Genomic DNA, 16802 nt, shown 5'->3' with positions numbered 1-16802 from the left:
GGCAGTCGGGATCGGGTGGGCTACTATGCTTGGAGGTTAGGCAAGCCTAGCCTTTGAATTAGGTGGTGAGGCCCGATTTCCGGCCGGTGAGGAGTTTGTCTGATGCTCGGCAAGGCTGACGTTCGTGACATCGTGGCGGCGGAGCTGGGGATCCGACCCGAATCGATCGGATATGACGACGATCTGGTCGGCCTGGGCATGCATTCGATGAAACTGATGCGCCTCGCCGGCCGCTGGCGCAAACAGGGCCACGAGGTCCGCAGTTCCGAACTCGCGCTCTCACCCACGATCTCGGCATGGGCCGAACTGCTCGGCGCCACCCCCGAACCGGCGCCCGCCACCACCCCCGCCGACTTCCGCGAAGGCGGCGCCACATTCACCGAGGGCGAGGAATTCGCCCTCGCCACCATGCAACACGCCTACTGGGTCGGTCGCCGCCAGGACCAGCGGCTCGGCGGTGTCGCCGCCCATCTCTACGTCGAATTCGACGGCCGCGGCCTGGATGCCGATCGGATGGGCCGCGCGGTCGACCGCCTGGTACGCCGCCATCCCCAGCTGCGGGCGCAGTTCACCGATGCCGGCACGCAGCGGGTCCTGCCCGAGCCGCTGCTGCCGGTGTTCCGCGTGGCGGATCTGCGCGCGGCCGCCGACCCGGAGGCGGACCTGGAACGCCTGCGCCAGGCCAAGAGTCACCAGCGGATGGATGTCGAATCCGGGCAGGTCGTCGACATCACCCTCACCCTGCTGCCCGGCGGCGCCAACCGCGTGCACGTCGATGTGGACATGCTCGCCGCGGATGCGTTGAGCTACCGGCGAATTCTCGACGACCTGGCCGCGCTGTACGACGGCGACGCCGATCCGGCCGATGCCGTCGGCTACACCTTCCGCGAATATCTCGACGCCAGAGCGCGCCACGCGCCGGACAATTCGGCCGCCCAGGCCTGGTGGGAGCGGCGACTCGACGACCTGCCCGACATCCCGTCGTTGCCGGTACTGGCCGAGGACGAGCGCACCGATCCCAGCCGCAGCATCCGGCTGCACCACTGGTTCGAACCCGAGGCCAAGGCCGGATTCGACACACTTGCCCACAGCCACGGCGTCACCCCTGCGGTCGCGCTGGCCACGGTGTTCGCCGAGACCATCGCACGCTGGTCCGCGCGGCAGCGCTTCCTGCTGAACGTGCCGCTGTTCGACCGGGAGCCCCTGCACGACGACATCGACCGCGTGGTGGGTGATTTCACGAATTCGGTGCTGGTCGACGTCGATGCCCGCGAGCCGGAATCGATGGTCGCCCGCGCCAAGCGCCTGCAGCGTGAATTGCACACCTGCGCCGTGCATTCGGTGTACGAGGGCCTGGATGTGCTGCGCGATCTCGGCCGGTTGCGTGGGGGCCCGGTGACGCCGTCGGTGGTGTTCACCTCGGGGCTGGACCTGGGTGAGCTCTTCTCCGATCGGGTCACCGCGCTGTTCGGCGAGCCGGTGTGGATTCTGTCGCAGGGCCCGCAGGTCGATCTGGACGCGCAGGTCGCCGAACTGGGCGGCGGACTGCTGGTCAACTGGGATGTGCGCCGCGACGCCATGCCCGAGGGCGTGGTCGCGGCGATGTTCGCCGAATTCCGCCGGCTGCTGCTGACCCTCGCCGCGCCGGGCGCGGACTGGAACGCCCCGCTGTCGATCGACCTGCCGGCACAGCAGCGCGCGGTGCGCGAGCGGGTGAACGACACCTTCACCGACTGGCAGGCGCGCACCCTGCACGGTGACTTCTTCGACCGGGCCCGCCGCAAACCGGAGGCCGAGGCCCTGCGCTGGCGCGGCGGTGCCTGCGACTACGGCGAGCTGGCCGATCAGGCTCTCGCGGTGGCCGCCGCGCTCACCGATGCCGGCGTGCGGCCGGGCGATACCGTCGCGGTGATCGTTCCCAAGGGGCATCGGCAGATTCCGGCCGTACTCGGTGTGCTGGCCGCGGGGGCCGCCTACGTGCCGATCGGCACCGGTCAACCGCCGGCGCGACGCGACCGCATCCTGGCCCGCGCGGGCGCCCGGGTCGCGCTCAACGATGCGGCGCTCGAGCTGCCGGCCGATGTCACCGCGATCGCACTGAGCGCCGCGCTGGCGGGTCGTCGCCTCGATCGCGCCTACGCGAGCGATCCGGATGCCGTCGCCTACGTGCTGTTCACCTCCGGATCCACCGGTGAGCCCAAGGGAGTGGAGGTCAGCCATCGGGCCGCAGCCAACACCGTCGACGCCCTCGCGGCGTATTTCGACCTGGGCGCGCACGCTCGCCTGCTGGGACTGTCGTCGCTGGAATTCGATCTGTCGGTCTTCGATATCTTCGCCCCGCTCGCACTGGGCGGTGCGCTGGTGTGCGTCGACGCCGAGATCGAGCGGGACGCCCGGGCGTGGGCCCGGTTGATCGCCGAACACGAAGTGAGCGTGCTCAATTGCGCGCCCGGATTGATCGGGATGTTGCTGGACTCCGCCGACGCGCAGGATGTGCGGACCCTCCGGGTGGTCGTGACCGGCGGCGACCGGGTCGACGCCGAACTCGCGCATCGCCTGCGCGCCCTGGTACCCGGCGTGCGTTTCGCCGGTCTGGGCGGAGCCACCGAGGCCGCGATTCATTCGACCGTCTGCGAAGTGACCGACGACTTCCCGGCCGACCGCGCCGCGGTGCCCTACGGCACGCCGCTGGCCAATGTGGCGATGCGGGTGGTGAACGAGCGCGGCGAGGACTGCCCCGACTGGGTCGTCGGCGAACTGTGGATCGGCGGAACCAGTGTGGCCGACGGCTACCGCGGCGATCCGGAACGCACCGCGCAGCGTTTCGTCGAATACGGCGGCCTGCGGTGGTACCGCACCGGCGATCTGGCCCGCTATCTGCCCGACGGCACTGTCGACTTCCTCGGACGCGCCGACCATCAGGTGAAGATCCGCGGCTACCGCGTGGAACTCGGCGAGGTCGAAACCGCCCTGACCACACTGCCGTCCGTGCGGCAGGCCGTCGCGCTGGTGACCGGTTCCGGCCGGCTGGCGGCCGCGGTGCGGGCCGGCGCTGCGGTCACCTCCGACGCGCTGCGGGCCGCGCTGCGGGATCTGCTTCCCGCACATATGATTCCGGACCTGATCGAAACCGTGGCCGAGCTTCCGCTGACTCCCAACGGGAAACTGGACCGGGCGGCGATCCGGCGGCTGGTGGAGGCGGGCGCGCCCGAGGCCAGCGCGTCCGCGGTGCCGCCGGCGAACGAGATCGAGGCGGCGCTGGCCTATATCGCGGCGCAGATTCTGGGTGTCGAGACCGTCGGTGTGGAAACCGATTTCTTCGAGATCGGCGGCAATTCGATTCTGGCCACGACGCTGACCGCCAAGGTGCGCGGACTGCTCGCGGTCGAGAAATTCGGTGTCACCGCGGTATTCGGTGGACGGACCGTGCGCCGCATCGCCGCGCAGCTGCAGGCCGAGGAGACCACCCCGGGTCGCTTGGCGCAGGTGTCTCGGATTCTGCTGGAGCTGGCCGAAGTGCCGGTGCCCCACAAAGATTCGGCACAGACGGATTCGACCCTCGCCCCGGCGGCGAGCTGAGCCACCGCAGCACCGGCCCCGAGTTTTCGTTGTAGACAGATTGGTTCGTCAGATGCGTTCGCTGGAAGACCTGCAGGTAGCGATGGCGGCTCGGCTCGCCGAGGAGGGTTTGGCCACCGCCGCGGCCGTGCCGGTGCGCCGGAATCCGGAGCGGGCGCCGTTGTCGTTCGGACAGCGTTACGTGTGGGCGCATCAGCAGATTTCGCCCGGCAGCTCTGCCTACAACCTGTGCCTGGCGCTGACCTTCGAGGGCGCGGCGGACGCCGAGCCGATCGATGTGGGGACCCTGGGTACGGCCTTCGCCGCGCTCGTCGAGCGACACGAGGTGCTGCGCACCACCTATCACACCGATGAGGACGGTGAGCCCTATCAGCGGATTCACTCCGATCTGCCGCCCCGGCTGGCGGAGGAGGATCTGTCCGGTCTCGCCGAGGAGCAGGCCCGGCAGCGGTTGCGTGAGCTGACCGAGGCCGCGGCCCGCGAGACCTTCGATCTGACATCGGAGTCCTCGCTGCGGGTAACCTTCGTTCGCATATCCGCCGGTGAACTGGTCGCGGTGGTGGTGATGCAGCACATCGCATGGGACGGCATGACACTGCCCGCGCTCTCGCGGGATGTGGAGAACTTCTACCGGCAGGCGCTGACCGGCCCGGTCACGGTGGAGCCGCTGCGGCCGCAGGTCGCCGATTTCGCCGAATGGGAGGCCGACCGGTTCGCCGCCGACGACCATACCGAAGATATTCGCTTCTGGCGCAACTGCTTCGACGGTGAACTGCCGGAACTGCAGCTGCCCTACGATCGCCGCCCGGTCGCGGCCACCGAACGCGGCGTGCGCTGCGATCGCCCGCTGAGCACGGCCGCCGACGCGGCGCTGCGCCGCCTCACCGCCGACCTGCGCACCACCCCGTTCTCGGTATTCCTCGCCGCCTATTACGTCGCGCTGCGCGAGATGACCGGGCGCACCGACATGGTCATCGGCACCACCGTGGCCAACCGCGAAGAGTCCGGGATGGAACTGCTGATCGGCAATTTCAGCAATATGCTCCCGCTGCGCATCGCCGGCCGCGACGATCAGCGCTTCGCCGAGCTGGTCGAGCAGGTGCGCGGCGTGATCACCGATGCGTTCGGGCACAAGCATTTTCCGCAGGAAGGCATCGTCCGCTCGGTGAACGCCGCGACCGGCAACGTCGGCTCCCAGCTGTTCGACACGATGGTGCTGTTCCTGCACCAGAAGATCGACGGCCCCCAGCTACCGGGCGCCACCACCAGGTGGGAGCTGATGGACAACGGCGCGGCTCTGCTGCCGCTGGTGGTGGAGACGTTCATGCACCGTGATCGGACCGACGTCCAGATCACTTATCGCACCGATCTTTTCGATCCCGTCACGATCGATCGCCTGCACGAGTACATCGACCTCGTGCTCGCCGCCGCGACCGCCGACCGAAAGGTATCGGAGCTGGCCACGCTGTCGGCGACCGATCGAACGGCGCTGGCGCGGTGGTCGCACGGCGCCGCGGTACCGATCGAGGCGGAGACCGCCGACGCGATGATCCGCGCCTCCGCGCGCACCTACCCGGACCGCACGGCCGTGGTGTTCGGCGATGTCGAACTGACCTACCGGGAATTCGACACCCGGGTGAACCGGCTCGCGCGACTGCTGCTGGCAGAAGGCGTGCGGCCCGGCGATCCAGTCGGCGTCTACGCCGAACGCAGTGAGCGGCTGCCGATCGCGTTCGCGGCGGTGCTACGCGTCGGCGCGGTGTATTTCCCGATCGACCCCAGCTATCCCCTCGACCGCATCGAGTACATGCTCGGCGATGCCGAGCCGACGCTGCTGCTGACATCGGCCGACAAGGCTCTGCACATCGAGATCGCTCTTCCGGCAATCGATCTCACCGACGAGTCGGTGATCGAGCGGCTGTCCGCGCTGGACGGCTCGGAACTGGCGCCGGCCGAGCTTGCGCGGCCCCTGCATCCGCTCGACCCCGCCTATCTGCTCTACACCTCCGGCACCACCGGCCGGCCCAAAGGCGTCGTGATCCACCACCGCGGCATCGCCAACCACGTGCAGTGGATGCGCGACTACCTCGGCTTCGGCGAGGAGCGCATCCTGCAGAAGGCGCCGATCGGTTTCGACGTCTCGGTCTTCGAGCTGGTGAACGCGCTGTGCACCGGATCGGCGACGGTGCTGCCGCCGCCACAGTGGTGGCAGGCCGATGTGGAGGCGCTGGCCGATATCATCCACCGGCATCGCATCACGCAGATCTCGTTGGTGCCCAGTGTGGTTCGCGCGTTCATCGATGCGGGGCCGGACCCGGCGCGGCTGCAGTCCATGCGTTACGTGTACCTGGGCGGTGAGGCGGTGCCGCCGGCGCTGGTCGAGGAATCGAGCCGCTTCTTCGGGGGTAGGGTGCTCGGTCTCTACGGCCCCACCGAGGGATCGATGGACCTCATGCACGAGGACTTCGCCGAGCGGGCGAACACCGAGGGGACCGCAGGCGCCGCGCTCGAACCGGCGCTCATCGGCCTGCCCGAATGGAATTCGTCGGTCTACGTGCTGGACGAGCGGTTGCGGCAGGTGCCGCCCGGTGTGATCGGTGAGCTCTACCTCGGCGGCGTGCAGCTGGCCCAGGGCTACCATCGCCGCCCCGATCTGACCGCCGGGGCCTTCGTGGCATGCCCGTTCGCCGGTGAGCCCGGGGCCCGGATGTATCGCACCGGCGATATCGTGCGCTGGAATTCGCAGGGCCGGATGGAATATCTGGGCCGGGTCGACGATCAGGTCAAGGTGCGCGGACATCGCATCGAGCTGGGTGAGATCGGCACCGTGCTGCGCCGCGTGCCCGGTATCGCCTCCGCCGTCGCGATCACCGTGCCGCAGGGCGAGCAGAGCCACGACCTGGCGTTGGTGGCCTACTATGTGCCCGAGGCGAATTCGGAATTCGCCACCGCCGGCGACGCCGAGAACACCGAGCGCATCAAAGCCGCACTGGCGCAACGCCTGCCCGAGTACATGATTCCCACCGCACTGGTGAAACTGGCGGCCCTACCGCTGACTGCCAACGGCAAACTCGATCGCCGGGCCCTGCCGCAGCCGGATCTGGGTGGCAGCACCGGGTACGGGCGGGATCTGCGCGCGGGCGCCGAAGCCGCGGTCGCGGACGTGGTGCGGTCGGTGCTGCACCTCGGCGCGACCACCGCGCTGGCGGCCGACGACGACTTCCTGGCCCTCGGCGGCGATTCCATCAGCGCGATCCGGATGGCTTCGGCCTTGAAGAAGTACGGATTGCTGATCACGACCAGCGCGCTGTTCGACGCGCGCACGATCGCACGTATCGCCGCGGCGTGCGAACCGATCGTCGAGAACAGTGGTCCGGCGCTGGTCGAAGCGGGCAGCCCGGCCGGCTGGATTCCGCTGAACCCCATCGCGACCCTGCTCACCGAGCAGTCCGACGACTACCACGCCTACACCCAGGCCACCGCGGTCGTCGCCCCCGCGCACAGCACTCGCGAGCAGATCGCCGAGGTCGTCTCGGCGCTGGCCGCACGCCATCCGATGCTGCGTGCCCGGCTCGGCACCGATCCCCAGGGCATCACGGCCTACTACGTCCCGGAACCGGACGAGCCGACCGTCGCGCCCACCCTCGCGGAGGTCGTGATCGAGGACGAGAACTGGGACCGCACCGCGGGTGCGCGGCTCAACGCGCAGTTGGCCGAGCTGAGCGCGCAGCTGGACCCCGGCGCGGGCCGCATGCTCGCCGCCGCCTGGGTGCACTCCGCCGACGGAACGCGGGCACGGCTGCTGCTGGTCGTCCACCACCTGGTGGTCGACGGTGTGTCCTGGCGGGTCCTGCACGACGATCTGCGTGGTCTGTGGGGTGTCGCGGCCACGACGGTCGAACCGCAGCCGGGGACCTCGGTCAAGACCTGGAACACCAGCCTGGTGCGGGTGGCGAACACCGATGCCGTCCTCGCGACGCTGCCGTACTGGCGCGCGGCCGCCGAGGCGGTGGATCCGCTGCTCGGCAGTCGCGCCCTGGATCCGGACCTCGACACCGTCGCGACCATGCGTGAGGTCACCGCCACCCTCGACGCGGACGACACCGCGTTCCTGATGAGCACGGCCACCACGGCTTTCGGCTGCGATTTTCTCGACATCCAGGTCGCCTCGCTCGCGGTGGCGATCCATCGCTTCCGCCGCCGCCGCGACCGGGACGCGGATGCGGTCGCGGTGACGATGGAACGACACGGCCGGGTCGAAACCCTGTTCAACGGAGTGGATCTCGCGAACACCGTCGGCTGGTTCACCACCACCTACCCGGTCTCGCTGCGCATTCCGGACGCGGGCGAGCAGGTCGAATCCGCGGTGAAGGCGGTCAAGGAGCAACTGCTCGCGGTGCCCGAATCGGGCATCGGCTGGGGACTGCTGAGCCGGCTCAACCCGGAAACCCGGGCCGAGCTGGCCGGTTCGCGGTCGCCGCAGGTGAGCTTCAATTACATGGGCCGCTTCGCCGAGTCCGCCACCGCGGACCGCGAATCGGTCCGAACCTGGGACGCCGCGCCGGAATTCGGCTATCTGGGTGGTCACGCGGATCCAGCCATGCCGGCCCCGGCGCTGCTGGACGTCAACACGGTCGCACTGGCCGACGGCGACAGTGTGCGGTTGCATGCCTCCTTCCGGTTCCCGGCGGGCCCGTTGTCCGAGGAGGAAGCCGGCGAACTGGCCCAGCTGTGGACCGAGGGCTTGGCCGAACTCGTGAAGACGGTGCGCGACAATCCGATTCGCCGCCTCACGCCCAGCGACGTGGTCGCCGACGAGGTGACCCAGCTGGATCTGGATCGCTGGCAGGCGCTGTATCGCGGATGCGTGGACATCTACCCGCTGGCGCCGCTGCAGGCCGGTCTGTACCTCACCGCGCTCGGCTCCGGGGGCAACGACGTCTACAACGTGCAGACACTGATCGGGGTCCGCGGCGAACTCGACCTGCCGCTGCTGTCCGCGGCCTTCGACACCGTGCTGAATCGCTATCCCAATCTGCGCGTGTCGATTTCGGTGTCACATGCCGGACAGCCCTATGCGGTGGTCGCCGACCACATGAGCATTCCGGTACGCGAGATCGACTTCGCGGACCTGCCGGACGCGCAGGAGCGGCTGCACGAATTCTTCCGGGCCGACCAGGCGGAACATTTCGACCTCACCCAGGGGCCGCTGCTGCGGGTCACTGTGGTGCATCTGCCCGGCAACCGGCACACGGTCGCGCTGACCTCGCACCATCTGCTGACCGACGGCTGGTCCGGGCAGCTGCTGCCGCGGGAGATCTTCGCCGAATACGCCGGTCGCGGGGGCGGGCCGCTCGGCGATCCGGACACCTTCGCGCGCTTCCTGCGCCGCACCCGGGACCGGGAGGAGGCCACCGAGGCGGCCTGGCGGAGCTACCTCGAGGATGTGCGACCGTGCCTGGTCGCTCCGGCCCGCACGCCCGACGGTGGCGGCGTGCCGGAGGGGCGCACGTTCGTTCTCGATGACGAGACGGTCACGCGTGCCACCGAACTGGCCGCCGAGCAGGGCGCCACCTTCAGCTTGGTCTGCCAGCTCGCCTGGGCCAATGCGCTGCGTTACGTAACCGGTGACCAGGCAACGGTTTTCGGTGAGGTGGTGTCCGGCCGGCCCGCCGACCTCGACGGCGTCGACCATGCCGTCGGCTGTTTCGCCAACACCATTCCGGTCGCGATCGACCTGGCCGGCGACCGGAGCTGGCGTGACCATCTCGCCGAGATGCAGCGGCACCGAGTGGATCTCATGGAGTACCACCAGTACCGGCTCACCTCGGCGATGCGGGCGGCGGGGCGGTCGGGCCCGGCGGCGCGCAAGCTGTTCGACAGCATGTTCGTCTTCCAGTCCTATCCGCCCGGCCGCGACGAACTGGAAACCTCGTTGCGCGACGCCGGTATGGAGCTGGTGTCGTTCGAGGGCGGCGGCGCCACCGACAATGCGCTGCTGCTGATGATCTTCCCGGCCAACTCCCTGCTGCCCGGCGATGCCGTCCAGGCGGTGGTGTTCTACGCCGAGGACAGTTTCGAAGCCGACGACGCCCGGATCATCGAACTCGCTTTCCGGAATACGTTGCGCGCCATCGCCGAACACCCCGACCGCGCCGTCGCCGACACCACTGTGATCGGCGACGAGGATCAGGCCCTGCTGGTGATGCGGCGGATGTGGCAGTGACAGATATGAGGAGTCAGACGAGCATGGCAGCAGCACCCGGTTGGATCCGGCAGTTCCACGCACCGCGCGGGGCGAGCGCACCGTTGATCATCTGTCCGCACGCGGGCGGCGGCGCATCGACCTACCGGCCCTTCTCGAAGCAGTTGCGCGACCATTTCGACGTCGGTGTGCTGCAGTATCCCGGCCGCCAGGACCGGGCTCGCGAGGCCGCGCTGCCGACGCTGCCGGAGATCGCCGAGGGTGCCTTCGACGAGTTCGCGCTCTCACCGTGGAATCGCGACGAGCCCATCACGGTGCTCGGCCACAGTATGGGGTCGATCGTGGCCTTCGAATTCGTCCGTATCGCCGAATCCGAAGGCGTGCCGGTGCGATTGCTGGTCGTCTCCGGTGCGGTTCCCCCGGGACGGGTGGCCGAGATGCCCAACCATCCCACCGAGGACGAACAGTTGCTCGACCATATGGCCGGGCTGGAGGGCACCGGCTCGGATCTGCTCGGCAATCGTGACCTGATGCGGATGGCGCTTCCCGCGCTGAAGGCCGACTACGCCGCCTTCGACCGCTACACCTGCCCGCCGGACGTGCGGGTGCAGGCTCCCGTGCAGGCGATGGGCGGCAGCGACGACGAGTACGTCACCATAGGCGACCTCTACGGCTGGCAGCAGCACACCGAATCGCAGCTGTCGGTGTCGATGTTCGATGGTGGCCACTTCTATCTGCACGACCACGTCGAGGGCATCGCGGAGCTGCTCGTCGCCGAGATGGAGACAACCTCATGAGCGATGCGGATCCCATCGTCGTCAGCGGCTTTGCCGTCGAGGCGCCCGGCGGCATCGAAACCCCCGGCCAGTACTGGGCGGCACTGTCGCAGGCCCGCGATCTGACCGGGCCGTTCCCGCGCGACCGCGGCTGGCCGCTCGCCGAACTGCTGAATCTCTCGCGCCACGACGGCTGGGCTACGGTCTGCGACGCGGGCGGATTCCTCGATCGCGCAGCGGAATTCGATCCGATGTTCTTCGGCATCACACCGCGCGAGGCCGTCGCGATGGATCCGCAGCAGCGGGTGGCGCTGCGGGTGGCCTGGCGGGCACTGGAGAACGCCGGCATCAACCCCGCGGCCATCGACGGTGACGAGGTGGGCTGCTATATGGGCGCCTCACCGACCGAGTACGGTCCGCACGGCGCCGAGGTCAACGACTGTTCCGGCTATCGTGCGGCCGGTGCGGCGCTGGGGGCGGTGGCCGGGCGGATCTCCAACTGCCTCGGCCTCGGCGGCCCGTCGATCGTGGTCGACACCGCCTGTGCCTCGTCACTGTCGGCGCTGCACATGGCGGCGGCGGCGATCCGCGCCGGGGAATGTGACTGGGCGCTGGCCGGTGCGGTCTGTGTGATGGGTTCGCCCGCCGCGTTCTTCGAATTCTCCAAGAACAACGCGCTGGCGTCGGACGGGCAGTGCAAACCGTATTCCGATGCCGCCGACGGCACGCTGTGGGGCGAGGGCGCGGGTGTGGTCGTGCTGGAACGCGAATCGCGGGCCCGCGCGGCCGGTCGCCGGATCTACGGCCGATTGCTCGCCACCCGGGTCAACCACAACGGCGCCGGAGCGCCGATCGCCGTGCCGAGCAGCCGTGCGCAGGAGCGACTGATCCGCGCGACCGTTGCGGCAGCGGGTATTTCGCCCGAGGTCGTCGGCATGATCGAAGGCCACGGCACCGCGACGGCGGTCGGCGATCCGCTGGAACTCGAGGCGCTGGACCGCGTTTACGGATCCGGCTGCGCGCGCCTGGGCTCGGTGAAATCGAACCTGGGCCACGCACAGGCGGCCGCGGGCATGCTCGGGCTGATCAAGGTGCTGCTCAGCGGTTTACACGGACAGATCGCGCCGACCCGCTTCGCCGACAATCCGACCGGCAAGGTGGATTGGGACGCGACCGGTTTGCGGCTGGCGGGCAAGCTCGAGGTCTGGCAGCCGCACGAGGGCGTGCGCTACGGAGCGGTGTCGTCGTTCGGGGTGTCGGGCACGAATGCTCATGCGCTGCTGGCCATTCCGGCCGAAGAGGAGAGTCATGTCTAGCTACCGCCTGCCCGACGGCAGCGTCCCGATCCTGCTGTCCAGCGACAACCCGGACCTGCTGGGCCGGGAGGCGGCCGCAGTCGCGGACTACCTCGCCGACCATCCCGAGGTGTCTCCGGATCGCCTGGCCGACATGCTGTTTCGCACCCGCGCACCGCGCCGCCACCGCGCTGTGGTCATGGCGGATGCGCAGACCGCAGTGATCGCCGCGCTGCGTGCCGTTGCCGACGGGCGTCCGCATCCGGCGGTGGTGCGATCGGAGCGCGCCGCGACCGCGCAGCGCGTGGCGTACGTCTTCCCCGGCCAGGGCAGCCAGCGCCCCGGCATGGGCGCGATGCTCTACGAGCACTCATCGGCCTATCGCGATGCTGTCGACGAGTGCGACAAGGTCTTTCACGATCTCTACGGCTGGTCACCGCGCGCCTATCTGCTCGCGGCCGGGCAGGAGGACGACGACAAGGCGCTGACCGTACAACCGGCGCTGTTCATGCAGATGGTCGGTGTGGGCGCCATGTGGCAGGCCGCCGGGGTCGGCCCCGGTGTGACGGTGGGGCATTCGCAGGGTGAGATTGCCGCCGCCTACGTCAGCGGGGCGCAGACGCTGCGCGACGCGGTCCGGATCGTCACCACCCGCGCCCGGATCGTGGACAGTATGGAGCTGACCGGCTATTCGATGGCGGTCCTCGGTGTCGACCGCGACGAATGCGAAGACCTGATCGCGCGTCAGCCGGATTTCGCGGAGCTGTCGGTGATCAACTCCCGGCACATCATCGCGATCTCCGGCGAACGCAGTGCGGTGGTGAATATCGTCGAATCGCTCAATGCCGCCGGAAAATTCGCAAAGGAGATCCGGGTGCAGTACCCGGCGCATACCTCCTTCGTGGCCACCATGCGCGAACCACTGTCGGGCACCGTGAGCGCGGAGATGGATAATTCGACCTTCCTCGACACCGACGTCCCCTGCTTCGGCGCGACATTCGGCGACCGCCTCCATCCGGGCCTGTCGATCGTCGACTACTGGTATCTGAATCTGCGTAACCGGGTGCGCTTCGACCTGGCGATCCGGAAAGCCGTGGACGCCGGGGCGAGCACCTTCATCGAGATCTCCGAACATCCGACCCTGATGCTCGCGATTCAGGAGAATCTGTCGGAGATTCCGGGACAGCGGGAATTCCAGACGCTGGGCACCTCGCGTCGCACCGCCGAGGACCTGCGGGAGTTCACCCGCAATCTGGTGACCGTCGCGGTGCACGACGCGAACTATCGGTGGGAGGCGCTGCGCGAACCCGGCGATGGCGGTGTGCCCGCGCTGCCGCTGCTCGATTTCCCCAACACGCAGATGAGCGCCAAATCGCTGTGGGCGCCGTTCGAATACGGTCGCACAGCCGAAAAGAACATCGCCGGAGGCGATTCAGGCGCTTCCGCGGTCGCGCCACAGCGGGTGGTCGAGACCTGGGCCAGATTGCAGCGGCGCACCATGGTGCCGCCGCGGACCCTCGCGGTGATCGATCCGAGCGGTGCCCACGCCGAACTCGCGGCCGCCGTCCGCGCGGCCGCGCCGCGACAGGGCGCCACGGTGATCGAGCCGGGGACAGACGCCCGGCCGGACACCCTCGTGGTGCTGGCCCCACCGTCGTCGCCGGACGGTCCGGTGCGCGATGTGTCCGAATTCCTCGGCAGCCGCGGCTGGTTGGCCGAACTCGACGGCATCGGCGATATCTGGTTGGTGACCAGCGGCGGCGAACAGGTCGTCGACTCCGATCTGCCGGATCCGTTCCATGCCGCCGCGCAGGCCGGATTCCGTTGTCTGGCAGCCGAACACATTGGCGTCGCCTTCCGGCACGCCGATCTCGGCGCCGGGACCGAGGCCGCCGCGGCGGCGAAGGCGCTGCTCGGCGCGATCCATATCGCGGGAGAGCCGGAATTGGCCGTGCGCGGCGGCGGCTACTACGCGAAACGCCTGCTCCTCGATGACACCTCGGGTGATATTCCGCCGCGCGGGGAGGAACTGCGCGAGGTTGTCATCGTCGGTGGCACCGGCAAAGTGGGGCTCGACCTCTGCGAGCAGTTCGCCGCCGCGGGCGCGGGCCGGATCACAGTGATCAGCAGGTCCGGCGGTTCGGCGGCTGCCGCGGCGCGCATCGCCGAGATCGGCGCCCGGCACGAATCGGAGATTCTGGTACGCCGCTGCGATGCCGGTGACCCGGGCGCACTCGGCGACCTCGCGGCGGATTACACCGCGAGTCCGGCGACCCTCATCGTGCACGCCGCCGTGGATTACGACGCCGCGGCCGCCGATCCGGATCCGGCGACCATTCGCGCGGCCGCGAACGCCAAATCCGTCGTGCTGCAAAATCTCACGCGTATCTTCCCGCGCACCGACGACGGTCGCATCGTGGTGTGCTCGTCGCTGTCGGCCACGCTGGGCGGGCGCGGGCATATGGTCTACTCCGCGGTCAACCGGATGCTGGACGCGCAGGCCGCGCACTACCGGGCTGAGGGCATCCGATGCTCGTCGGTGCAGTGGGGCCTGTGGCGGGCGGTCGGCGCCGATCACGCCGAAGCGCTGGCCCGCATCAGCGGCACCGGATTGCTGCCGATGGACCCGGTGGTGGCGGTCGCCGCCGGCTTCGCGCCGCGCGCAGCCAATGTGCTGGTCGCGGCCGCGCAGTGGGGTCGCATCCGAGATCTGTTCTCGGTCTTCGGTTTCGCGCCGCTGTTCGCCGAATTACCCGGCGACGAGCCGGAGCCGGAAGCGGTCACGGTTGCCGAATCGGTGGCCGAACCCGAGCCCGCCGCCGGGCCGGCCACCGCGTCGTCGCGCGGCACCGCCGACACCGTGCGCGACGCCCTGCGGGTGGTGATGGGGTTGGAACCGAGCGAGGCCGTCGACGGATCGGTCCCGCTGGTGGCACTGGGCCTGGATTCGCTGCAGGCGCTCGACCTCCGCAAGCGGGTCGAGGCCGAATTGCGGCGAGATCTCCCGGTCACCGCCATTCTCGGTGGCGCCTCCCTCGACGAGGTGGTGGCGCTGCTCGGCTGAGGCCGAGGCGGTGGAGTTCGTCGAATGATTAAGTTAGCCTTACCAAAGTACTTGGGCGGGCGCTCGGACGGAGAGCATGGTGTCGAATTCAATGGGTAGTCCGGCGGATACGGACAACGCGATCGTCGTCGACGGTGTCGAGAAGACCTTCGGCGCGGTGCGCGCGTTGCGAGGTATCAGCTTCAGCGCCCCCGCGGGTACTGTGCTGGGTGTGCTCGGGCCCAACGGCGCGGGTAAGACCACCACGGTGTCGGTGTTGTCGACGCTGATCCGTCCCGATGCCGGTAGTGCGCGGGTGGCCGGCTTCGACGTCGTCACCCAGGCCGCGCAGGTGCGGTCCTCGATCATGCTGACCGGCCAGTACGCGGCGCTCGACGAAATGCTCACCGGCCGGGAGAATCTGGTGCTCTTCGCCCGTCTGATGGGCTTGCGGCGCAAGGCCGCCGCGCAGCGCGCCGAGGAACTGCTGGAGCAGTTCGCGCTGACCGATGCCGCGGAACGCCGGGTCGGCCAGTACTCCGGCGGTATGCGCCGGCGCATCGATATCGCCTGCGGATTGGTCCGGACGCCGCGCGTGGTCTTCCTCGACGAACCCACCACCGGCCTCGACCCCGTCAGTCGCCAGAGCCTGTGGGCGCTGGTGCGCTCGCTCAAGGAACAGGGCGTCACGATTCTGCTCACCACCCAGTACCTCGAGGAGGCGGATGCGTTGAGCGACAACATCATTGTCGTCGACAAGGGCGCCGTGATCGCTGAGGGGACCGCCGATCAGCTCAAAGCCCGCTCCGGCGACAGCTATTGCGAGGTCGTCCCGGTCGATGCCGGCGATGTGCCGGCTGTGGCCGCCGCGCTCGCGGGCCTGGGGGAGGTCACGATCGCCGAATCGCGGGACCGGGTGTCGGTGCCGGCGCCCGGTGGCGCGGTGACGCTGTCGGAGGCGCTGACCCGGATCAACACCGCGGGAATCGAATTGATCGACATCGCCTTGCGCCGCCCCTCCCTCGACGAGGTCTTCATCCAGTTGACCAAACCGGCCGAAGATGTTCCGGCATGACCGCGGCGAGCACCGAAACCCCCGACCTGTTCCGGGTTCCGGCCGGCCTGCAATGGACGGCGTTGAGCGGCCGCATGATTCGCACCGCGCTGCGCGAGGGCGATCTGGTGCTGGCCTTCGCCGCGCCAGTGGTGTTCTTCGTCTGCTTCTACGTGCCGCTGCGACATTCGATGGAGGCCGGTGGTATCGACTACGCGCAGTATCTGCTTCCATTGATCGCGGTTTTCGCCATGTTCTTCACCTCCATGTTCGCCGGTGACCGGGCGGCGCGAGAGGTCGTCGGCGGCATGGCCACACGGCTGCGGGCGATGCCGGTGCCGCCGTGGGTTCCGGTGACCGCGCGGATGTCGGCGAATCTGGTGCGCGCCGTCGCCGCCTTCGCCGGGGCGCTGATCATCGGCACGATCTTCGGATTCCGATTCCACAGCGCGGATTCCGCGCTGGTCTTCGTGCTGGTGGTGCTGGCATTCGGCGCCACGCTCGTGATCGCTACCGACGCACTGGGTACCATCACCCGCAACAGCGAACTCAGTGGCACCGTCTTGTTCGGTCCCCAACTGCTGCTGGTGATGACCTCCACCGGGTTCGTTCCGGTCCAGGGTTTTCCGGGCTGGATCCAGCCGTATGTACGCAACCAGCCGGTCTCTCAGATCACCGACGCGCTGCGCGGACTGGCGGTGGGGAAGTACCCCTCCGAACTCGGCGTGGCCGCGATCTGGATCGTGGTGCTGCTGATGGTCGCCGTGGTCCTGGCAGTGCGAGCGGAAGGGCACCGGCCATGAGCGACGCGAGCGGAGGCGGCAGTGTGCGTAACCACGGAGCGAGCCGC

At 69.0% G+C, this 16802-nt stretch carries 7 protein-coding genes; all 7 read left to right on the top strand.

The window, feature by feature from the left end; translation table 11 throughout:
* The first annotated feature begins 102 nt into the window (after positions 1-102).
* Positions 103-3579, top strand: a complete 3477-nt coding sequence (locus C5E41_RS00275) for a non-ribosomal peptide synthetase (RefSeq protein WP_104373847.1) — start codon at positions 103-105, stop codon at positions 3577-3579.
* A gap of 52 nt (positions 3580-3631) precedes the next feature.
* Positions 3632-9805 carry a non-ribosomal peptide synthetase gene (locus C5E41_RS00270; protein ID WP_104373846.1) on the top strand — a complete coding sequence of 2058 codons (6174 nt, stop codon included), beginning with the start codon at positions 3632-3634 and terminating at the stop codon, positions 9803-9805.
* A 23-nt stretch (positions 9806-9828) separates the two neighbouring features.
* On the top strand, positions 9829-10581 hold the full coding sequence (locus tag C5E41_RS00265) for a thioesterase II family protein (RefSeq protein WP_104373845.1): 753 nt from the start codon (positions 9829-9831) through the stop codon (positions 10579-10581).
* The gene (locus C5E41_RS00260; protein WP_104373844.1) at positions 10578-11876 is read left to right on the top strand and encodes a polyketide synthase; all 1299 of its coding nucleotides are present in this window, start codon (positions 10578-10580) and stop codon (positions 11874-11876) included. Before C5E41_RS00265 ends, C5E41_RS00260 begins: the two co-directional genes overlap by 4 nt.
* A complete protein-coding gene (gene nbtC / locus C5E41_RS00255) occupies positions 11869-14919 on the top strand; it encodes a nocobactin polyketide synthase NbtC (protein ID WP_104373843.1) in 3051 nt (1016 codons plus the stop codon). The genes C5E41_RS00260 and nbtC overlap by 8 nt, the downstream gene beginning before the upstream one ends.
* A 76-nt stretch (positions 14920-14995) precedes the next feature.
* The gene (locus C5E41_RS00250) at positions 14996-15973 is read left to right on the top strand and encodes an ATP-binding cassette domain-containing protein (protein ID WP_258080634.1); all 978 of its coding nucleotides are present in this window, start codon (positions 14996-14998) and stop codon (positions 15971-15973) included.
* Positions 15970-16755, top strand: coding sequence for an ABC transporter permease (locus C5E41_RS00245; protein ID WP_104373841.1), 786 nt, complete (start codon positions 15970-15972; stop codon positions 16753-16755). Before C5E41_RS00250 ends, C5E41_RS00245 begins: the two co-directional genes overlap by 4 nt.
* The last annotated feature ends 47 nt before the right edge of the window (positions 16756-16802 follow it).

This window comes from Nocardia nova, from assembly GCF_002933465.1.
GTDB lineage: Bacteria > Actinomycetota > Actinomycetes > Mycobacteriales > Mycobacteriaceae > Nocardia > Nocardia nova_B.
The sequence above is the reverse complement of the archived record's forward strand: the minus strand, read 5'-3'. Positions and strand labels throughout refer to the sequence as shown.